The sequence below is a fragment of the Ruegeria sp. CDSA089 genome (assembly GCF_059612205.1).
Genome location: NZ_JBXWQD010000002.1, coordinates 323,275 through 343,802, shown reverse-complemented (window position 1 = coordinate 343,802; position 20,528 = coordinate 323,275). Strand labels below are relative to the sequence as shown.

Below are 20,528 nucleotides of genomic sequence, written 5' to 3'. Positions count from 1 at the left end.
TCAGTGTCGCTCCATCTCTTGCAGCTTCATGGCCATCATCCACAAAAGGACAATCACAGCCGGAGAGATGACGCAGGCAAACGCCCAGTTCTTGTTGATCCCGAAATGCGGCAGTAGCTTGATCATCGGTACGATCGTTACGACCACCAGAACTATCCAGATCAGGAACTCAAACATGATGGCTACTCCTGTTTTTCATCCCCTGGTAGGATGTAATTCGCACCTTCCCATGGGGACATGAAATCGAACTGCCGGTATTCCTGCACCAGACTGACCGGTTCGTATACGACGCGCTTTTCAGCCTCGTCATAGCGAACCTCGGTATAGCCCGTCGTCGGGAAATCCTTGCGCAGCGGATAGCCGCGGAAGCCATAGTCAGTCAGGATCCGCCGCAGGTCGGGGTGACCCGAGAACAGGATGCCGAACATGTCGAACACCTCACGTTCGAACCAGTTGGCCGAGGGGTGAACATCCACGATCGAAGGCACCATATCCTCTTCGCGCACCGAAACCCGCAGGCGAATGCGCTGGTTCTGGTACATCGACAAGAAGTGATAAACCACATCGAACCGCTTGGCCCGTTCGGGGTAATCGACGCCGGTGATATCAACCAGAGACGAGAACTTGCAGTTCTGGTCCGTCCGCAGGAATTCCACGAATTCCACAAGGTTCGATGGGGCCACATCCACGTTCAGTTCGCCATGGGTCACATCCCAGGACAGAACACAATCGGCCCGCTTCAGCTCAAGCTGCGCGCCGAGTTCTTTGAGCGCTTCACTCATCGCGTCCCTCCTGAAGAACTTCGTCATAAAACGTTGCTTCGGCATCGTATGACTTGAAAAACTTCGCCATAAAATCAGGCATGACCGTCTTTTCGGCGTTTTGGCCAGCGTAGGCCACAATAGCCGCCATATCGCGCCATTTTGTCGGCACGACGATGTGGCAAGGGTCCTGCTCGCGTCTGACCAAGAAGGAAACTGACAGGAACCCGTTCAGGGTGCGCATTCCGGGCAAAGCACGAGTACGAAATGTCTCAACCCAGCCCGGAACATCCTCCCGAGCGACAACGGCTTCCCAGCGCCTGACGACAGCAGCACTCATCGGACAATCGTCCCCGTGCGGCGAATTTTGCGTTGCAGCTGCATCAGGCCGTACAGCAGCGCCTCGGCGGTCGGGGGGCAACCGGGCACGTAGATATCCACGGGCACGATCCGGTCACAGCCGCGCACGACAGAATAGGAATAGTGGTAGTACCCGCCCCCATTGGCGCAGGACCCCATCGAGATGACATAACGCGGCTCGGGCATCTGGTCATAGACCTTGCGCAGCGCAGGGGCCATCTTGTTGGTCAGCGTCCCGGCCACGATCATCACGTCGGACTGACGCGGGGAGGCACGCGGTGCGATGCCAAACCGTTCCGCATCATAGCGTGGCATCGAGGTGTGCATCATCTCAACCGCGCAGCAGGCCAGACCGAAGGTCATCCAGTGCAAAGATCCGGTACGCGCCCAGTTAATGATGTCCTCGGTCGAGGTCAGCAGAAACCCTTTGTCCTGCAGTTCCGCATTCAGGGCCTGGGTGGCGACTTCCTTGTCGACGCCAGCGGTGTTTGCACCCGTCATCACTCCCATTCCAGGGCCCCTTTCTTCCATTCATAGGCAAAGCCGATGGTCAGAACGCCAAGGAACACCATCATGGACCAGAATCCCACATCGCTGATGTCTTTGAAGCCAACGGCCCAGGGGAACAGGAAGGCGATTTCTAGATCGAAGATGATGAATAGGATCGAGACTAGGTAGAACCGGACATCGAACTTCATCCGCGCATCGTCAAAGGCGTTGAAGCCACATTCATATGCGCTGACCTTTTCAGGGTCGGGATTACGGACAGCCAAAACCACAGCGGCCAGAATCAGGACGATCCCAAGGCCTACGGCAACGGCCAGAAACACCAGAATCGGGAGGTACTCCCGCAGCAGGTCTTCCACGAATAGCTCCTTTCCTGCGCATACCCCCAAAGGGTGCGCCGTCAATTGGCGTGTTGACTGGACATTCTCTATCCCTGCGGGGTCAGAGGGTCAACCGAACACAAACGCGCAGGGCGTGAAATATCCGCTTGCCAATACGGGTTGGTTCACCACGGCGATTCCCCGCCCCGCTGGATTGGGACTATCAGCTAAACCTTTTCAATCCATGCAGCTTTTCGTTTCTCGAAAAAAGCGGCGATTCCCTCCTGCGCTTCATCGGTTTCCCACCGGTCCACCAAGGCGCGGATGGTCTGGTCGATCACGGTGTCGTCAATCCGCGGTCCCAGATCACGCACCAGCGCCTTGGCCGAGGCGACCGCGCCAGGCGCACAGGACAGATAGGGAGCAACTTCGGCCTCAACCGCATCAGCCAGATCATCTACCGGGACTGTCTTGGCCAACAGCCCAAGCTGAACGGCTTCGGCGGCATCGAAGAGGCGCGCCGACATGAAGACGCGCCGTGCACGCGCCGCGCCCATACGGGAGATCACATAGGGGCCAATGGTCGCCGGGATCAAACCCAACCGGGTTTCGGTCAGCCCCATCTTCAGCGTATCAACCCCAATGGCGATATCGCAGACCGAGGCCAGCCCCACCCCGCCTCCGAATGCGTTTCCCTGCACCAAGCCGATCAACGGTTTGGGCATCGTGTTCAAGGCCTGCAACATCTCGGCCAGTTTGCGTGCTTCAACGAAACGGGTTGCGGGGTCAGCCGCCATCTGCGCCTGCATCCAGCCCAGATCACCTCCGGCGCAGAAGCTTTTGCCCGCGCCGGTCAGAACGACCACCCGAACTGCGTCGTCGGCCCCCAACTGCGCAGCCGCCTGCGTCAGTTCGGAAATCATTTGCGCCGACATGGCATTGTGTTTTTCTGGGCGGTTCAGCGTCAGAGTGGCAACACAACGCGCATCCGACGTAACCGAGATCGTTTCGAACATCCCTTACTCCGCCCGCATGGCGCGCGCCATCTGCGCGGCCTCTTCTACTGTGGCCATGTCTATGCCCGTCTCATACCCCAATCGTTCCAGATGAGCGACAACCGCTTCGGTCGCGACATTGCCAGCCGCGCCAGGCGCATAAGGGCATCCGCCCAATCCGCCAACTGCCGTATCGAAACTGCGAACACCCAGCGCAAGTGCAGCGTCGATATTGTCGATGGCGCGCCCATTGGTGTCATGGAAATGCCCCGCCAACCGCGTGACCGGCACCCTGTCACGCACCGCCAGCAGCATATGAGCGATGGTATCCGGCGTCCCCTTTCCGATGGTATCGCCCAGCGAGACCTCATAGCAGCCCAGCGCAAACAGCTTGTCCGCCACCTCGGCCACTTTTTCAGGTGCGGTCGGACCGTCATAAGGGCAGTCGGTCACGCAAGACACATAGCCCCGCACCGGCAGATCGATATGGCGCGCGGCCTCAAGGATCGGGGTAAAGCGTTCGATAGATTCTGCAATCGTCGCGTTGATATTGGCCTTCGAGAACCCCTCGGACGCCGAGGCAAACACTGCAATCTCATCCGCTTTAGCGGCCAACGCGTCCTCATATCCACGCATATTCGGTGTCAGCGCAGCATAGCGGATTCCATCGGCCCGGCTGATCCCGGCCAGCACCTCGGCACTACCTGCCATCTGCGGCACCCATTTGGGCGAGACAAAGCTGGCCACCTCGATCCGGTTGAACCCGGCGCGGCTGAGGCAATCCACCAGAGCGATCTTTTCCGCTACCGGGATTTCCCGCTGTTCATTCTGCAGCCCGTCGCGCGGCCCCACTTCGAATATCTCGACCCGATCGCCCATCTTACTCCTCCGCTAAGCTGTTGATCCAACTGTGCCACGGCTAAGGCGGCAGGAACAGGTCATTCCTCCTCCAGCCGGACCAGTGCGGCCCCGGCCTCGACCTGAGCGCCCGCCTCGACCAGCACTTCGGCCACGACGCCATCGCGGGCTGCCAGCAACGAATGCTCCATCTTCATAGCCTCAAGGATGGCCAACCGGTCGCCCTCGGCCACAGCCTGCCCAGACTGCGCAAAGACCGCCTTGACCAGACCGGGCATCGGGGCCTCGATCACATTGGTATTGCCAATGGCGCTGGTATCGCGGTCCAGCGGGTCGATCATCTCGAACACCTGGCCATAACCCTCGAATACCGTGATCTTGGAACCAGCGACTGAAACGCGCGGCATAGCTGCACCACCGATAGTCCAGTTCCCCGCGCTACGTTCGGCCAGAATCGTCTCGTTGCCGATGTGCCAGACCTGCCGGTTCGGACCTTCGACCTGCACATCCAGATCAATCACGTCATCCGCCACAAGCTGAACAGCACGATGCAGAGGCGCCCACAGCGAGAACCCAGTCTCCTCGCATGTGTCCACCAAACCCGCAGCGGTCATGGCCGCCGCAACTGCAGCACGCGTTGAGGTTGCCGAGGTCTGAACCAACCCATCCAGATCACGCCCGATCAGCCCGGTATCCACATCACCCGACGCGAACCCCTGATGGCGCGTCAGCGCGCCCAGAAAGGCAAGGTTGGTTACAGTGCCCGCGACCTCAGTCTGACGCAACGCACGGTGTAACTGTTCCAGCGCAATGTCGCGCGTAGGGCCGTGGACGATGACCTTGGCAATCATAGGGTCATACCACGGACTGATCGTATCCCCTGCCCGCACACCGCTGTCGGCCCGGCAGAGCGCCGGGAAGTGCAGATGCGTCAACGTCCCCGTGGCAGGCAGGAAGCCTTTGGGCACGTCCTCGGCATACAGCCGCGCCTCGAACGCGTGACCCGATATAGAAAGGTCACCCTGCTGTTTCGGCAGCGTCTCGCCCGCCGCCACGCGCAACTGCCATTCCACCAGATCAACCCCGGTAATCGCCTCGGTCACAGGATGTTCCACCTGCAGGCGCGTGTTCATCTCCATGAACCAGAACCGATCCGGCCGCAGCCCGTCCGAGGCATCAACGATGAATTCAACCGTACCCGCGCCCTTATAGCCAATCGCCTCGGCGGCGCGTACACCGGCCTGCCCCATCGCTTCGCGCATTTCAGCCGTCATACCGGGTGCCGGAGCCTCTTCGATCACCTTCTGGTGCCGCCGCTGCAACGAGCAATCGCGTTCGAACAAATGCACCGCATGGGTGCCGTCGCCGAAAACCTGCACCTCGATATGGCGCGGTTTGGAGACGAATTTCTCGACCAGAACGGCGTCGTTGCCAAAAGCGGTGCGCGCCTCGCCTCGCGCGCTGTGCAGCGCGTCTGCGAAATCTTCGGCACGTTCAACCAGCCGCATACCTTTTCCGCCGCCACCTGCAACAGCTTTGATGAGAACAGGGTAGCCGATTGTGTCCGCGGCACCGGCCAAATGCTCGGGGTCCTGATTGTCGCCATGATAGCCCGGCACCACAGGCACGCCCGCCTGTTCCATCAAGACTTTGGCAGCATCCTTGAGGCCCATCTTGCGGATCGCATCCGCCGAAGGCCCGATGAAGGTAAGGCCTGCCGCCTCGACCGCATCGACGAAATCGGGGTTCTCGGACAGAAACCCGTATCCCGGATGGATCGCCTGCGCTCCGGTGTCGAGCGCCGCCTGAATGATCGTGTCGCCCTTCAGATAACTCTCCGCCGGGGCCGCACCACCGATATGCACTGCTTCGTCCGCCATCTGCACATGCTTGGCCGAGGCGTCCACATCAGAATAGACCGCAACGCAGGCCACACCCATCTTTTGGGCGGTCTCGATCACCCGACAAGCAATCTCACCCCGGTTGGCAATCAGGATTTTGGTGAACATGACTTACCCCTCAACCGTCAGATCTTCGACCAACCGGAACCGTTCGCAGAGCAGCTCCATCTCGGGCTCGAACCCGCCATTTCGTTCAAAGTACCGGCGGTGATCTTCGCGCCACCCCTCAAGCGTCTCATTCTCGCCTTCGGCCAACGCAAACTCCTCGGTCACATCGCAATAGCGGCAGATCGAAACTTCGACCGTTTCGATGACCAAAGCTGGGCGATCATCCCAATCCAGAGCGATATCGCGCCGCCCCACAACCGGAGTGTCCGCGCTGCCCTCAGGATAGTCTCGCAACGCACCGCAGGTCGCGGTTTTCTTTCCTGCGCGCACCAACGCCAACAACTCGGCGCTTAGCTTTGCATTGTCTCCGAACTTGAAGGTCTGCGCACCGGGGTAGCGTGATTTCAGTTTTTCCAGATCGACCATTTTACATCCTGAACACGCCAAAGCGTGTCTCCTCGATCGGAGCATTCAACGCCGCACTCAGCGACAAGGCCAACACATCGCGCGTTTTGCGCGGGTCGATGATGCCGTCATCCCAGAGCCGCGCCGAGGCATAGAGTGGGTGCGACTGCTCCTCGAACATGTCCAAGGTCGGGCGTTTGAATTCGGCCTCTTCCTCGGTCGACCACGTACCACCCTGCCGCTCGATCCCGTCGCGTTTGACGGTGGCCAAAACGCCTGCGGCCTGTTCACCGCCCATGACAGAGATGCGCGAGTTCGGCCAGGTCCACAAGAACCGGGGCTGATATGCCCGTCCTGCCATGCCATAGTTCCCCGCGCCAAATGACCCGCCCACCAGCATCGTGACCTTCGGCACCGAGGTCGTCGCCACCGCCGTCACCATCTTGGCCCCGTGCCGCGCGATGCCCTCGTTCTCGTATTTGCGGCCGACCATAAACCCGGTGATGTTCTGCAGGAACACCAGCGGGATGCGACGCTGAGAACACAGTTCGACAAAATGCGCGCCCTTTTGCGCCGCCTCGGAAAACAGCACGCCGTTATTGGCGATGATCCCAACCGGGCAGCCTTTAACATGAGCAAAGCCGGTTACCAGCGTTTCCCCGAAGCGCGGCTTGAACTCATCGAAGCGCGAGCCATCGACCAGCCGCGCAATCACCTCGCGGATATCATAGGGCGTGCGCAGATCGGCGGGGACAACACCAAGGATTTCCTCGGGGTCATAGGCCGGGTCCTCGGGGCTGGCCCAATCCACCGTCTGCGCTTTGCGCAGGTTCAGCGAGCCTACGGCGCGGCGCGCCAAAGCCAGTGCATGCGCATCATCCTCGGCCAGATAGTCCGCCACGCCGGACAGACGCGTATGTACGTCACCACCGCCCAGATCCTCGGCGCTGACCACCTCGCCCGTTGCGGCCTTGACCAGAGGCGGACCGGCCAGAAAGATCGTGCCCTGTTCCTTGACGATGATCGTCACATCCGACATCGCGGGCACATAAGCCCCACCTGCCGTGCACGACCCCATCACCACCGCGATCTGAGTAATCCCCTTGGCGCTCATCCGCGCCTGATTGTAGAAGATGCGGCCAAAGTGGTCGCGGTCCGGGAAAACCTCATCCTGATTGGGCAGGTTCGCACCGCCACTATCGACCAGATAGATGCAGGGCAGATGGTTTTCCTCGGCAATCTCCTGTGCCCGCAGGTGTTTCTTGACGCTCATTGGATAGTAGGTGCCGCCCTTCACGGTGGCGTCGTTGCACACCACCATGACCTCGCGCCCCTGCACCCGGCCAATACCCGCGATCACCCCGGCACAGGGCGCGGCATCGCCATACATCCCATGCGCAGCCGTCGCGCCGATTTCCAGAAACGGAGACCCCGCGTCCAGCAGGTTCGCCACCCGGCGTCTGGGGAGCATCTTGCCACGGGCTTCATGCCGCGCGCGGGATTTCTCACCGCCGCCCATTCGGGCGGCCTCTGCAGCGGTTGAGATTTGCGCCAGCGCGTCGAGATGAGCGGTTCGGTTGGCCTTGAAGGCTTCGGACATGGGCATCGCTTTGGATGTGAGTTTCATCTCTGTGCACTCCACTATTGATTGGTTTCGCTCGCCGAGCGTTGAAGAACTCGTAGTGCGTGCCATCCGGCCAAGGCATTCGTGTATTCACACAAAGCTCCTTTAGAAACTCCATCGATCTGGACCGTTTCACAACTTGGCATCATGCTGCTGAGAGAAGCCAGCATTCCGTCATTCACCATTTCTTCTGCAGTAGGAGGCTCAGCGTGGTCGAGACGTATGTCATCGGGGATGAGCGACCATTTCAACGCCACTTCGTTTTGCATCCAACGTGTCACCTCTAACAAACATGTTTCAGGAGGTGCGTCGAAGGCAGCTAACTCACACATTTTGCGGCCCTGAGATATGCATTGAGCATCCATCGGAATGGCCAGAGGAACATCGGGAACAAGTTCCGTGCAAGCTGTCAAAAAGGCGCCGGCCTCAAATTTCGAAGGTCCGACTGTATCTGCCCACGACTGCATTCCGAATACGGTCGTCAAAGCATTAACCCAAAGTGACACCTTAATGCTAAACTTCATTTGGCACACTCATTCGCCGCCCGCGCCTTTAATTCCTTACGAATAACCTTCCCCGTCACCGTCATCGGCAGTTCATCCAGAAACGCCACCTCGCGCGGATAGGAGTATTGCGCCAGACGATCCTTGACCCAATCCTGCAACTCTGCGCCAGACGCTTCGCCCCCCGGCTTCAAAACCACGTAGGCCTTGACGATCTCGGTCCGCAGCTTGTCGGGCTTGCCGACCACGCCCACGGTCGCCACTGCCGGGTGGGTCAGCAGGCAATCCTCGATTTCGGCGGGGCCGATCCGGTATCCGGCCGACGTAATCACGTCATCATCGCGCCCCACGAAGCGCAGATAGTCACCCACCCACACGCCACGGTCGCCGGTGATCAGCCAGTCGCCACGATACTTCTCAGCTGTTGCCTCAGGCCGGTTCCAGTATTCCAAGAGCATCGAGGCCGAGCCGCGCCGGATGGCCACGTCGCCCTCGTCGCTGGTCGGATTGCCAGCCTCGTCGATCACCGCAACCTCATGCCCCGGAACAGGTTTGCCGATACAGCCGGGACGCACCGGGAAATCCTCGGCGCAGGAGGACACGACCATGTTGCATTCGGTCTGCCCATAGAATTCGTTGATCGTCAAACCGAACGCCTGCTGCCCCCAAGACAACATCTCGGCCCCCAGCGGCTCGCCGCCCGAGGCGACCGAACGCAGACCGGGAATGGCCTGATCCGCCGCTTTCAACATCCGCAGCGCGGTGGGCGGAAAGAAAACGTTGCGCACCCCGCCGCGCGCGACCACATCGGCGCAGGCCTCGGGCGTGAACTTCTCAAGCCGCGCAGCGACCACCGGAATGCCCAGCGCCAGACCTGGCATCAGCACGTCAAACAGCCCACCGATCCACGCCCAGTCGGCGGGGGTCCACAGGCAATCGCCGTCGCGCAGGTGGTTGTGGCTGATCGAGACACCCGGCAAATGGCCCGTCAGCACCCGGTGCCCGTGCAGCGCGCCCTTGGGGCTGCCCGTGGTGCCCGAGGTATAGATCAGCACCGCCGGATCCTCGGGGCCGGTATCGGCAAAGGGTAGCGTCTGATCCGACGGCGCGATTTGGTCGACACGCAGCGGATCCGCCAACCCACTCAGCAGCGTCTGCCCCTCGGCATCCGTCAGCACAACCTGCACCCCGGCGTCGCCCGCGCGTGACGCCAGCGCATCGCGTTGGAACAGCTTGAACAAAGGCACCGAGATCGCGCCCAGTTTCCAGATCGCCAGATGCGCCGCCGCACACCAAGGCGACTGACTAAGCAATACACCGACCCGATCACCGGGCCTGATCCGTTGTTGCAACACCTGCCCAATGCCATCCGTCATCCGCGCAAGATACCGGAACGTTATGTCCTTTCGCGCATCGCGTGTCAGATCAACGACTGCAACCTGATCATGCGGCTGCGCCAGACATTGCGCCGCCATATTGAGTCGGTCTGGCACATCCCTGCCACCCACACCCAGCATACCTGGTATGTTTCTAGCGGGACACATGGCTTGAACCTCCTGATTCAAAGAGATTTTTCCTTTTCGCGCACACCCCAACTGTCACAGAAACTTGACACAGATCAGAGTTGGCAGGGGTCGGTTGATGCAAAACCGAAGCATCAAAACATTCAGAGGCCATGAAATGACCAAAAAACTCGCCGCTTTGACACTTTCCACTGCGCTTGTGGCGCTTGCTTCTCCTGTTCTTGCTCAGAACCAGGGTGACTGGACCGTTGGTATCGGTGCGGGGTATCTGGAGCCCAAATCCGATAACGGTACGCTGGCCGGGCTGGACGCCGAAGTCGATTCCGACGTCAGCGCAATCTTCACCGTTGAATACTTTGTCCGCGACAATCTGGGCATCGAGCTGCTGGCTGCAACCCCGTTCAGCCATGAAGTCACGCTGGGGGGCAGCGTCGACGCAGGCAGCCTCAAGCATCTGCCGCCCACCCTGTCGTTGAACTACCACTTCGACACAGGCACCGCCTGGAAACCCTATGTCGGTGCCGGCATCAACTACACGATCTTCTTTGATGAAAGCTCTGCCTTGGGCGATCTTGAGCTGGACAACTCGGTCGGCCTCGCGTTGCAAGCCGGTCTGGACTACGCCATCACCGAACAAGGTGCCGTACGTCTGAACGTGCGCTGGTTCGACATCGACTCGGACGTGTCGCTTGATGGTGCCGATATCGGCGAAGCCGAGATCGACCCCTGGCTGATTGGCGTTTCCTACGTCCATCGTTTCTGATCCAACACTTCTGCGCCCCGCATCCTGTTGCGGGGCGTTTTTCGTCACGACATCTCACTCATCAACTCACGGCCAATCAGCATCCTGCGGATTTCGCTGGTGCCTGCACCGATCTCCATCAGCTTCGCATCGCGGAAAATCCGGCTGACGGCAGAATCCGACAGGAACCCGGCCCCGCCCATCGCCTGCACCGCCTGATGCGCCTGCGTCATCGCCGCCTCGGACGCATAGAGGCAACATGCCGCCGCATCCTGCCGTGTCACATCCCCCCGATCACAGGCTTTGGCGACCTCATAGACATAGGCCCGCGCCGAGTTCATCGCTGTATACATATCGGCGATCTTGCCCTGCATCAGCTGGAACGACCCGATAGGTTTGCCGAATTGCTTGCGCTCGGCCAGATAGGGCATGATCTCATCAAGACAGGCAGCCATGATACCGGTGCCGATCCCGGCCAGCACCACGCGTTCATAATCCAGACCGGACATCAAAACCGCGACGCCCTTGCCCTCCTCGCCCAACACGTTTTCGAACGGAACCTCGACATCTTCAAAGATCAGCTCGGCCGTGTTTGACCCACGCATCCCTAGCTTGTCGAAATGCGGGGATGTCGAAAACCCGGTCATCTCTTTCTCGATCAAAAAAGCGGTGATTCCGCGCGATCCCGCCTCCGGGTCGGTTTTGGCATAGACGACCAGAGTATCCGCGTCCGGCCCATTGGTGATCCAGTATTTGCTGCCATTCAGCCGGTAATGGTCGTTGCGTTTTTCGGCGCGCAGCTTCATTGACACCACATCCGATCCGGCTCCGGCCTCGGACATGGCCAGCGCGCCAACATGTTCACCCGAGACAAGTCGCGGCAGGTATTTTGCTTTCTGTTCGTCCGTCCCATTCAGCTTGATCTGGTTGACGCATAGATTTGAATGCGCCCCATATGACAACGAAACCGAGGCCGAAGCCCGCGCCACCTCTTCAACTGCGACGGTATGGGCCAGATAGGACATCCCCGCTCCGCCATATTCCTCGGGTACGGTAATACCCAACATCCCCAGATCACCCATCTCGCGCCATAAGTCATTGGGAAAGGCGTTGGATTTGTCGACCTCGGCAGCCATCGGTTTGACCCGCTCCTGCGCCCAGCGATGAACCATCTCCCGCAGGGCATTCACATCTTCACCCAGATCGAACTGCATTGTGGCCGTGAACATTTCCGACTTCCTCCAACTGGATTAATGAACACTTGTTCAAATAATTTGACACGGACAAGCGCGGACGTCAAGAACCTGGCGCAATCACTCAAAAAAACCTCGGATTCAGAGTATCTTCACGATTTCAACACATTGTCGTCCCGACGCTGAGCCAATAGGGTCTCGCCGACATGCGTTGAGTCGAAAATCATTTAGAAAGCAGATCCCATGGCCCCAACGAATGTGATTATTAACGGAGATTTCAGCAGCGGCCGCTCGAACTGGTCGGGCACCGACGTGGAAATCAACCCCGAGCTTGCCTTCCTTGGAAATGGTTCAAGGAACCTGGTTTCAGAATTGGATGGCCGCTCGGGTTTCACCACCGTTTTGGAACAGACGTTTACGCTGGACGATGCGCATTCGGGTATTTTGGAATTCGATACAGCATTGCGCACAGCCTCGTTGGGTAACGCGGGCACCGATGGGTTCACGGTCGAAATCGTGGACAGCGACGGCATCGTGATTTCAACCATGACCGTTCTGCCAACTGAGGCCAGCTTCACAACAATCATCATAGACGTCGATTTCCCCGAGGCGGGTGACTACACGCTGCGATTCACCGAAATCGGCGTAGATGACAGCCTTGGCGCGATTGTCGACAACATCTCGCTTCTGATCTGTTTCTGTCAGGGAACGCTGATCGACACAGAACATGGTGAAATCCCCGTCGAACAGTTGAAGGCCGGCGATCTGGTGATGACGCAATCGGGGGCCAAAGCTTTGAAATGGGTCGGGCGGCGACATGTTTCCAAGGCCGAGATGACGGCTGAACCCAAGCTGCTTCCGATCCGCATTGCCAAAGGTGCGCTTGGACAAGGGATGCCGCATACGGATTTGTTGGTGTCACGACAGCACCGGATGCAGGCCTCGTCGCCCGTGGCAGAACGTATGTTTGGCGCGCGCGAGGTTCTGATCTCAGCCATTCGGCTGACCGCCCTGCCAGAGGTAGAAGTCGAGGCGCAGGCGTGTGCGACGACTTATTTCCATCTGCTTTTCGATGACCATGAAATTGTATTTGCGAACGGCGCCCCCAGTGAAAGCATGTTGCTGTCGCCGATGTCTCTGTCAGCCCTATCTGCCGAGGCGTTGGAGGAGCTCCACCTGCTGTTCCCGGGCCTGACAGCCGTCACCCCGTCAACCTCGCAGCAGACCATCCCGCAGATCAAACAGCAAAAACGGTTTGTCGAGCGTCTGGGTAAAAACAACAAACACCCGCTGGACCAGCGCGCGCATTAGCGCTGGTCAGGATTGATAGACCGCGCCAACCTCGGCCCGGATGATCCGCGCAATAAGGCGGCAATCTTCCAGCGAGAACGTCAGCGGCACCCGCATATCCATGATCCCCGCCAGCACCCGGTCACTGGCAGGCAAAGGCGCACTATCCGCATAGCGCCAACTGTCGTATCGCGAGGTAAAACCAGTGGGCTCGGCCCCACCGAACCACTTCAACTCGACCCCACGCGCAGCGCAGCGGTGGATCACCTCGGCGATACGCTCGGGCGACCAATCCAGCAACAGGAATTGAATGGATGAGCCCACATAGGTCTCACCTTCGGGCCGTTCGACAATAGTTAGGCCGGGCGTGTCGCGCAGACCATCTTCGATCTCAGCATAGCGTTCGTTCCAGCGCGAAACCTGCTGGTCCAGATCCCGCAGTTGAGGCCGCAGGATCGCCGCCCGCAGGTTATCCATCCTGCCCGAGACATTGGGGGTGTTATATTTGATCCGCTCAAACACCTCTGGCCCCGGTGCGGCCAGATGACGTTCGTACAGCATATACGAGCCCGACAACATCGTCGCCTTCGCTGCAAGTTCCTCATCATCGGTGACCAGCAAGCCGCCCTCACCCGAGTTCACATGCTTGTAGGTCTGGCAGGAATAACACCCAATGGCCCCCTGCCGCCCCGACAATTGCCCGCGCCACGCTGCCCCCATCGTATGGGCGCAGTCCTCGATCACGATCACTCCTGCGGCGTCGCACATCTGCATCAGCCGGTCCATGTCGCACAGATGCCCGCGCATATGGCTGAGCATCAGCACTCGCGCCTGATCCAGCTTGGCTTCAAGATCGTCCAGATCAACCACCAACCCTTCGGTCACGCCCACGAACACAGGCCTCGCCCCGACCGAGGCGATTGACCCCGGCACCGGCGCCAGCGTGAAAGCATTGGTCAGCACCGGATCACCCGGCTGCACCCCAACGGCGCGCAGGGCCGTGGCCAGCGCATATCCGCCCGAGGATACCGCCAGACAGTATTTCGCCCCCATCTGCGCCGCGAATTCCTGCTCCAGCAGCGCGGTTTCGCCCAGTTCTCCGGGCACCACGTTATATCGGTGCAACCGCCCATGGCGCAGTACAGCGAGCGCGGCCTCGACCGCCTCTTCGGGGATGGGTTCCTGCTGAGTGAAGCTGCCAGTGAATATCTCGGTCATAGCTCAGTTCTGGTCCTGACGCCCGCTTGGGTCAAGAGACTAAGCCGCCGCACCAATCAACCCCTCGACCACGCGGGGCAGATCATCGAAATGATGCAGCAACGCCTCGGGCTCCAGCGCGGCCATATCGTCACCAGAAGGGCCGAATGTAACCAGAACCGAAGGCACGCCCGCCGCCTTTGCCGTGTTCCGGTCGGTATCGGAGTCGCCGATCAGAACACACAGGTCGGGATGACCACCTGCCCGCCGCGCAGCCTCGCGCAGCGGTTCGGGGTCGGGTTTGCGCACGGGCAACGTATCCGCCCCGACCAGAGCGGCGAACTGATCCCGCACTCCCATCTGTGACAGCAACTGATGCGCCAGCGCCTCGGGCTTGTTGGTGCAGATGCCCACGCCGTAACCGGCCGCTTTCAGCGCCTCAACCGCGTCCAACGCGCCGGGATAGAAGGTGGTATGGGTGTCGATGGCCCGCGCATAGGCCTCCAACAACATCGGGTAATAGTCCGAAATGGTCTCTTCTTCGAAAGCGCCAACACGCTTCAACCCGTGGCTCAGCATCATCCGACCACCCCGAAGTGCCACGCCCGCGTCCTGCCCGTGGATCAGCACATCACCATGGCCCATATGACGGAAACAATGGTTCGCGGCCTCTAGTAGATCGCCGGATGTATCCGCCAAAGTTCCGTCCAGATCGAAGATTACGGTACGCATAGAGCCTCCTGCCTCGGCGGGTTTTCGCCACGTCGTGTTGCAAACGGCAATTTAGTTTGATGCCCGAACCGCTTGCGCCTTTGCCCCCAGCGGATAAAACGGTCGCCAACAAAACACAAAGAGAAAACGAATTCATGAGCACCGCCCTTGTCATCCTTGCCGCCGGAAAAGGCACCCGGATGAATTCGGATATCCCCAAAGTTCTGCATCCCATCGCGCAAACCCCGATGCTGGTCCACGCCATGCGTGCCGGGGCCGTGCTGTCGCCCGAACGCACCGTGATCGTCACCGGCCATGGGTCCGAGGCCGTTGCCAAGGTCGCCACAGCCGAGGATGAGGCCGCGCAGATCGCCGTGCAGGACGAGCAGTTGGGCACCGCTCATGCCGTCGCCCAAGCCCGCGCCGCGCTGGAAGGGTTCGAGGGCGACGTGGTCGTTTTGTACGGTGACACTCCGTTTCTACAACCCGAAACGCTGGAACGGATGATCGAGGCGCGCACCCAGAATGATCTGGTTATTTTGGGGTTCGAGGCCGCCGATCCCGCTCGCTATGGCCGTCTGGTCATGCAGGGCGATACGCTGGAGCGGATCGTTGAATACAAGGATGCCTCGGATGAGGAACGCGCGTTAAGCTTCTGCAATTCTGGACTTTTGGCTTGTGACGCGCAAACCTTGTTCTCGTTGATCGATGCGGTGGGCAATGACAACGCGTCCGAGGAATACTACCTGACCGACGTGGTCGAGATCGCCCGCAGCCGTGATCTGAAAGTCACCGCCGTTGCCTGTGACGAGGCGCAGACGCTAGGCGTCAACTCGCGCGCTGATCTGGCCGCTGCTGATGCGGTATTCCAGGCTCGCGCCCGCGCAGACCTGCTGGATCTGGGCGTAACCTTGATGGCTCCGGAAACCGTCTACTTGGCCGCTGATACGATCATCGGACGGGACACGGTGATCGAGCCCAACGTGGTCTTTGGCCCCGGTGTCACCGTCGAAAGTGGCGCGACGATCCGGGCGTTTTCGCATCTGGAAGGCTGCCATGTCAGCCGCGGAGCTATCGTCGGGCCCTATGCCCGCCTGCGCCCCGGCACTGAACTGGCCGAGAACACGCGCATCGGGAATTTCGTCGAAATCAAGAATGCCGAGGTCGCCGAAGGGGCTAAGGTTAACCACCTCAGCTATATCGGGGATGCCTCTGTTGGTGCGGCAACAAATATCGGAGCGGGTACGATCACCTGCAACTATGACGGGGTGATGAAGCACAAGACCACGATTGGTGAGAATGTGTTCATCGGATCAAACACCATGCTGGTTGCCCCCGTGACCGTGGGTGACGGCGCGATGACGGCGACCGGCACGGTGGTCACGCGCGACGTCGAGCCCGACGCTCTGGCCGTAGCACGGGCCAAGCAGGACAACAAACCCGGCTATGCGCGCAAACTTTTTGAAATGCTCAAGGCGAAAAAGGCTCGCCGCGATAAAGGAGCCTGACCCATGTGTGGTATCGTAGGCGTTTTGGGCGAACACGAGGTTGCCCCCATTCTGGTCGAGGCGCTGAAGCGTCTTGAATATCGCGGCTATGACAGCGCCGGGATTGCGACCGTGAACAACGGAGCGTTAGGACGCAGACGGGCCGTAGGCAAGCTGGTGAACCTCAGCGATTTGCTGGTACATGACCCCCTGCCCGGTAAATCGGGTATCGGCCATACCCGCTGGGCCACACACGGCGTGCCCTCGGTGACCAATGCGCACCCGCATCAGGCGGGCCCCGTGGCCGTGGTGCATAACGGGATCGTCGAGAACTACCGCGAGCTACGGGCTGAGCTGGCCGAGCATGGAGTGGGTTTCGTAACCGAAACCGACACCGAAACCGTGGCTCTGATGGCTGAGCATTACCTAAAGTCTGGCCTCTCACCGGTTGACGCCGCATTCAAAACCATCGACCGGCTTGAGGGTGCTTTTGCGCTAGCGTTCCTTTTCGACGGTCAGGACGATTTGATCGTGGCGGCGCGCAAGGGCTCTCCGCTGGCCGTCGGTCACGGGGATGGCGAGATGTACGTAGGCTCAGATGCCATCGCACTGGCCCCGCTCACCGACCGCATCACCTATCTTGAAGAGGGTGACCGCGCCGTGCTGACCCGCACCTCGCTGGAGATCCGCAACGAAACCGGTGAGTTGGTCAATCGGGAAGTCCGCCAGATCAAGATCGACCAGTCCCGCGCCGACAAGGGCGGCCATAAGCATTTCATGGCCAAGGAAATCGCCGAACAGCCCGTTGTCGTGGCCGAGGCGATCCGGTCCTATCTGCGCACGGGCGGGGACGAGATCACCCTGCCCGGCGATCTGGACTTCACCAAGCTGGACCGTCTGACCATGGTCGCCTGCGGCACCGCTTTCTACGCCTGTCTGACCGCGAAATACTGGTTCGAGCAACTGGCCAAGATCCCCGTCGAGGTCGATATCGCCAGCGAGTTCCGTTATCGCGAACCGCCCATTCCCGGTCGCACAGCAGCCTTGTTCGTCAGCCAGTCGGGCGAGACAGCCGACACGCTGGCCGCGCTGCGCTATTGCGAGGGCAAAGCCGACAAGATCGTCTCGGTGGTCAATGTTCCCGAAAGTTCAATCGCGCGGGAAAGCGACATCGCGCTGCCCATCCATGCGGGGGTCGAGATCGGCGTGGCATCGACCAAAGCCTTCACCTGTCAGCTCAGCGTGCTGCTGATGCTGGCGCTGAAAGCGGCCGCAGATCGCGGCACTCTGACGCCCAAGCAACTGGCTGATCACGCCGCCGCCTTGCGTGGCCTGCCATCAGTGCTGAACATCGCGCTGGAGCAAAACGATGCCATTCGCGCCGCTGCCCAACGTCTGTCCGAGGCGCGCGACGTTCTGTTTCTGGGTCGCGGCCTCATGTTCCCATTGGCAATGGAAGGCGCGCTTAAACTAAAAGAAATCAGCTATATACACGCCGAAGGTTACGCATCGGGTGAGCTGAAACATGGGCCCATCGCCTTGATCGACAAGCATATGCCCGTGGTGGTAATGGCCCCGCGCGATGCGGTTTTCGACAAGACGGTGTCGAACATGCAAGAGGTCATGGCACGCAAAGGCAAGGTGATCCTCGTTTCCGACGACGACGGCATCGCCGAGGCCAAGGACGGGGTTCAAAGCACCATTCGCATGCCGCACATCCACCCGAGCCTTGCGCCCATCCTCTATTCGGTTCCGGCACAACTGCTGGCCTATCACACAGCCGTGGCAAAGGGGACGGATGTGGACCAGCCGCGCAATCTGGCGAAATCCGTCACCGTCGAATGATGCAAGCCGCCGCATATCTGGACCAGATCAACACGTTTGAGGACACTGAGCGCGCGCAGCAGGCCGCCGCCTATCACAAGGTGGACCGTCCCTATCTGGGCGTGCCCAATCCGGTTCTGAATGATCTGACCAAAAGCTGGCGGCAAGAGCTGGATGTGCCGGATCGCGTCGCTCTGGCAGATGCGCTTTGGCAGACGAATATTCACGAAGCCCGCATCGCCGCTGCCAAGCTACTGACGCAGGCACGCATCCGGCCAGATGAAGCGGCATGGGATCTGCTGCAAAGCTGGCTGCCCGATTTCGACGCCTGGGCCGTTGCCGACCACGCCTGTATGGCAATGCAGAAACGCCTGTCCGCCGATCCTGCGCGGTTGGATCAGGTCGAACGCTGGACGACATCCGAGCACATGTGGACCCGTCGCGCGGCTTTGGTCGCTACCCTGCCTTGGACCAAACAGAACCATCCCAAACCAGACGACCTGAAACACCGGGATCGGATCCTGGGCTGGGCTGCGGGCTATGTACCTGACCGTGATTGGTTCATCCAGAAATCTATCGCGTGGTGGCTGCGCGAATTGTCCAAGCACGACGCACCGCGCGTCATCGCCTTTTTGCAAACGCATGGCCTGGCGATGAAACCCTTTGCCCGCCGCGAAGCAGGCAAGTACCTGAAAGATCAGTTGGAGTAGACTTCTAGCTCGACCAGTTCATCAAAGGGCAACAACAGCTCTCGCATCGCGTCCAGCGACAGGCGGCTCCCCCCGCCTTCGGGCCCCGGTGCGGGAACCAGCGTGATATAAGCCTGCGCGCCAGTACGTGGTACAAGCACCCGCCCGGTAAATTCCGTCTCGACCAGAGGTGTCTGCATCCAGCGCCCCGGTGTCGTCGGATCGCCCAAGCTGGCAATCGTGGTCTTGGCCCCGATCCAACCGGCAGCGGTTGCTGGGGACGGTTCGGGTTCGGCAACCTCTTCAACCACAGCCTCTTCGGGCTCGGGCGCGGCAGCCGGTTCACCCCGGTTGAACACTCGATCCGTGGTCGATCGGACTGCATCGCACCCCGCGACCAGAATACAGCATAGCAAAAGCGCATATCTCATGCCCAAACCCTACTGCCGTGCGCGCATCTGTACCAGCGCAAAGCACAGTTCGCCCTTGTCGCAGCGCGGGTGGCGCTTTACCTATGTCGCATGACTGCTCCACTTATCGACCCGTTTGCCCGCGCCATCACCTATCTCCGCGTCTCCGTCACGGACCGCTGCGATTTCCGCTGTGTCTACTGCATGTCCGAGGACATGAAGTTCCTGCCCAAAAAGGACCTGCTGACGCTGGAAGAGCTGGACCGCATGTGTTCGACCTTTGTGAACATGGGCGTCGAAAAGCTGCGCATCACCGGGGGTGAGCCACTGGTACGCCGAAATATTATGACGTTTTTCAACGCCATGACCCGACATCTGGACAGCGGCGCGCTGAAAGAGCTGACGCTGACCACCAATGGATCGCAGCTGCATCGCTTTGCCGATGACCTCTACGCCGCTGGCGTACGGCGGGTGAATATCTCGCTGGATACGCTGGACGAGGACAAATTCGCTCAGATCACCCGCTGGGGACGTCTCAAGCAAGTTCTGAACGGAATTGATGCGGCGCAAAAGGCCGGGTTGCGGATCAAAATCAATGCGGTTGCGTTGAAAGGCTTCAACGAAGAAGAGCTCCCCACGATCACAAAATGGTGTGCCGAACGCGACATGGACCTGACCTGGATCGAGGTGATGCCCATGGGGGATATCGGCAACGAAGACCGGTTGGACCAATACTGGTCACTGAAAGATGTGCGCAAGGAATACGAAAACCACTACACAGTGTCCGACCTGGCCGAACGCACCGGTGGACCCGCGCGCTATGTCCGTCTGGAAGAGACAGGCCAAAAGATCGGCTTCATCACGCCACTGTCGCACAATTTCTGCGAAAGCTGCAATCGCGTGCGCCTGACCTGCACCGGTGAGCTGTATATGTGCCTCGGGCAAGAGGATATGGCAGACCTGCGCGGTGCGCTGCGCGACCATCCCGACACCGAGCAACCGCTGGAAGAGGCGATCCGAGCCGCAATCGACCTCAAGCCCAAGGGGCATGATTTCGACTATTCCCGCCAGTCGGTGGATGGCAAAATGAGCCGCCACATGAGCCACACAGGCGGCTGAC

General features: G+C 59.9%; 22 protein-coding genes. 6 read left to right on the top strand and 16 right to left on the bottom strand.

The annotated features are described in order from the left end of the window. The 12 genes from AC2FJ6_RS07325 to AC2FJ6_RS07270 all read right to left on the bottom strand — a co-directional run bounded on the left by AC2FJ6_RS07325 (nt 1) and on the right by AC2FJ6_RS07270 (nt 9,886). Nucleotides 1–177: a hypothetical protein gene (locus tag AC2FJ6_RS07325; RefSeq protein ID WP_170769268.1), complete on the bottom strand. Its 177-nt coding sequence runs from the start codon at nt 175–177 to the stop codon at nt 1–3. 5 nt (nt 178–182) lie between these two features. Next, complete coding sequence (locus AC2FJ6_RS07320) at nt 183–782, bottom strand: NADH-quinone oxidoreductase subunit C (RefSeq protein ID WP_170769267.1); 600 nt, start codon at nt 780–782, stop codon at nt 183–185. Continuing rightward, nucleotides 775–1,101: an antibiotic biosynthesis monooxygenase gene (locus AC2FJ6_RS07315; protein WP_496668727.1), complete on the bottom strand. Its 327-nt coding sequence runs from the start codon at nt 1,099–1,101 to the stop codon at nt 775–777. Before AC2FJ6_RS07315 ends, AC2FJ6_RS07320 begins: the two co-directional genes overlap by 8 nt. After that, nucleotides 1,098–1,631 carry a NuoB/complex I 20 kDa subunit family protein gene (locus AC2FJ6_RS07310; RefSeq protein ID WP_037307875.1) on the bottom strand — a complete coding sequence of 178 codons (534 nt, stop codon included), beginning with the start codon at nt 1,629–1,631 and terminating at the stop codon, nt 1,098–1,100. The genes AC2FJ6_RS07315 and AC2FJ6_RS07310 overlap by 4 nt, the downstream gene beginning before the upstream one ends. Continuing rightward, entirely contained in the window at nt 1,622–1,987 is a 366-nt protein-coding gene (locus AC2FJ6_RS07305) for an NADH-quinone oxidoreductase subunit A (protein WP_050602775.1), read from the bottom strand. Before AC2FJ6_RS07305 ends, AC2FJ6_RS07310 begins: the two co-directional genes overlap by 10 nt. A gap of 188 nt (nt 1,988–2,175) precedes the next feature. Beyond that, nucleotides 2,176–2,964 carry a crotonase/enoyl-CoA hydratase family protein gene (locus tag AC2FJ6_RS07300; protein ID WP_480875246.1) on the bottom strand — a complete coding sequence of 263 codons (789 nt, stop codon included), beginning with the start codon at nt 2,962–2,964 and terminating at the stop codon, nt 2,176–2,178. Between the two features lie 3 nt (nt 2,965–2,967). Beyond that, a complete protein-coding gene (locus tag AC2FJ6_RS07295) occupies nt 2,968–3,822 on the bottom strand; it encodes a hydroxymethylglutaryl-CoA lyase (protein ID WP_170769264.1) in 855 nt (284 codons plus the stop codon). Between the two features lie 59 nt (nt 3,823–3,881). Beyond that, nucleotides 3,882–5,810 carry an acetyl/propionyl/methylcrotonyl-CoA carboxylase subunit alpha gene (locus tag AC2FJ6_RS07290; RefSeq protein WP_496668725.1) on the bottom strand — a complete coding sequence of 643 codons (1,929 nt, stop codon included), beginning with the start codon at nt 5,808–5,810 and terminating at the stop codon, nt 3,882–3,884. 3 nt (nt 5,811–5,813) lie between these two features. Next, nucleotides 5,814–6,236 carry an ASCH domain-containing protein gene (locus tag AC2FJ6_RS07285; protein WP_170769262.1) on the bottom strand — a complete coding sequence of 141 codons (423 nt, stop codon included), beginning with the start codon at nt 6,234–6,236 and terminating at the stop codon, nt 5,814–5,816. 1 nt (nt 6,237) lies between these two features. Continuing rightward, entirely contained in the window at nt 6,238–7,842 is a 1,605-nt protein-coding gene (locus tag AC2FJ6_RS07280) for a carboxyl transferase domain-containing protein (protein WP_170769261.1), read from the bottom strand. 14 nt (nt 7,843–7,856) lie between these two features. After that, nucleotides 7,857–8,363 (bottom strand): hypothetical protein, encoded by a 507-nt coding sequence (locus tag AC2FJ6_RS07275; protein WP_170769260.1) that lies wholly within the window; start codon nt 8,361–8,363, stop codon nt 7,857–7,859. After that, the gene (locus tag AC2FJ6_RS07270; RefSeq protein WP_496668723.1) at nt 8,360–9,886 is read right to left on the bottom strand and encodes an AMP-binding protein; all 1,527 of its coding nucleotides are present in this window, start codon (nt 9,884–9,886) and stop codon (nt 8,360–8,362) included. Before AC2FJ6_RS07270 ends, AC2FJ6_RS07275 begins: the two co-directional genes overlap by 4 nt. Before the next feature lie 136 nt (nt 9,887–10,022). On the opposite strand from AC2FJ6_RS07270, the gene AC2FJ6_RS07265 reads away from it, so the two are divergent. Then, nucleotides 10,023–10,628: an OmpW/AlkL family protein gene (locus tag AC2FJ6_RS07265; RefSeq protein WP_170769258.1), complete on the top strand. Its 606-nt coding sequence runs from the start codon at nt 10,023–10,025 to the stop codon at nt 10,626–10,628. 44 nt (nt 10,629–10,672) lie between these two features. Here the strand turns inward: AC2FJ6_RS07265 and AC2FJ6_RS07260 are convergent, their stop codons facing one another. Continuing rightward, nucleotides 10,673–11,836, bottom strand: a complete 1,164-nt coding sequence (locus tag AC2FJ6_RS07260) for an isovaleryl-CoA dehydrogenase (RefSeq protein ID WP_486533291.1) — start codon at nt 11,834–11,836, stop codon at nt 10,673–10,675. Nucleotides 11,837–12,043: 207 nt separating this feature from the next. Here AC2FJ6_RS07260 and AC2FJ6_RS07255 point away from each other — a divergent pair, with 207 nt between their 5' ends. Continuing rightward, nucleotides 12,044–13,111, top strand: a complete 1,068-nt coding sequence (locus AC2FJ6_RS07255) for a Hint domain-containing protein (protein WP_496668721.1) — start codon at nt 12,044–12,046, stop codon at nt 13,109–13,111. A gap of 6 nt (nt 13,112–13,117) precedes the next feature. Here the strand turns inward: AC2FJ6_RS07255 and AC2FJ6_RS07250 are convergent, their stop codons facing one another. After that, nucleotides 13,118–14,308 carry a DegT/DnrJ/EryC1/StrS family aminotransferase gene (locus AC2FJ6_RS07250; RefSeq protein WP_170788361.1) on the bottom strand — a complete coding sequence of 397 codons (1,191 nt, stop codon included), beginning with the start codon at nt 14,306–14,308 and terminating at the stop codon, nt 13,118–13,120. Nucleotides 14,309–14,347: 39 nt separating this feature from the next. Next, on the bottom strand, nt 14,348–15,019 hold the full coding sequence (locus AC2FJ6_RS07245) for an HAD-IA family hydrolase (RefSeq protein ID WP_170769254.1): 672 nt from the start codon (nt 15,017–15,019) through the stop codon (nt 14,348–14,350). 134 nt (nt 15,020–15,153) lie between these two features. Between AC2FJ6_RS07245 and glmU the strand changes: the two genes are divergently transcribed. The 3 genes from glmU to AC2FJ6_RS07230 are packed head-to-tail and all read left to right on the top strand — an operon-like array spanning nt 15,154 to nt 19,019. Further along, a complete protein-coding gene (gene glmU, locus AC2FJ6_RS07240) occupies nt 15,154–16,506 on the top strand; it encodes a bifunctional UDP-N-acetylglucosamine diphosphorylase/glucosamine-1-phosphate N-acetyltransferase GlmU (protein ID WP_170769253.1) in 1,353 nt (450 codons plus the stop codon). 3 nt (nt 16,507–16,509) lie between these two features. Continuing rightward, nucleotides 16,510–18,330 carry a glutamine--fructose-6-phosphate transaminase (isomerizing) gene (gene glmS / locus AC2FJ6_RS07235; RefSeq protein WP_170769252.1) on the top strand — a complete coding sequence of 607 codons (1,821 nt, stop codon included), beginning with the start codon at nt 16,510–16,512 and terminating at the stop codon, nt 18,328–18,330. Continuing rightward, nucleotides 18,330–19,019 (top strand): DNA alkylation repair protein, encoded by a 690-nt coding sequence (locus tag AC2FJ6_RS07230; RefSeq protein ID WP_170769830.1) that lies wholly within the window; start codon nt 18,330–18,332, stop codon nt 19,017–19,019. The genes glmS and AC2FJ6_RS07230 overlap by 1 nt, the downstream gene beginning before the upstream one ends. Here the strand turns inward: AC2FJ6_RS07230 and AC2FJ6_RS07225 are convergent. Beyond that, entirely contained in the window at nt 19,007–19,429 is a 423-nt protein-coding gene (locus AC2FJ6_RS07225; protein WP_170769251.1) for a hypothetical protein, read from the bottom strand. The genes AC2FJ6_RS07230 and AC2FJ6_RS07225 overlap by 13 nt on opposite strands. Nucleotides 19,430–19,519: 90 nt before the next feature. On the opposite strand from AC2FJ6_RS07225, the gene moaA reads away from it, so the two are divergent. Further along, complete coding sequence (gene moaA, locus AC2FJ6_RS07220; protein ID WP_170769250.1) at nt 19,520–20,527, top strand: GTP 3',8-cyclase MoaA; 1,008 nt, start codon at nt 19,520–19,522, stop codon at nt 20,525–20,527. The last annotated feature ends 1 nt before the right edge of the window (nt 20,528 follow it).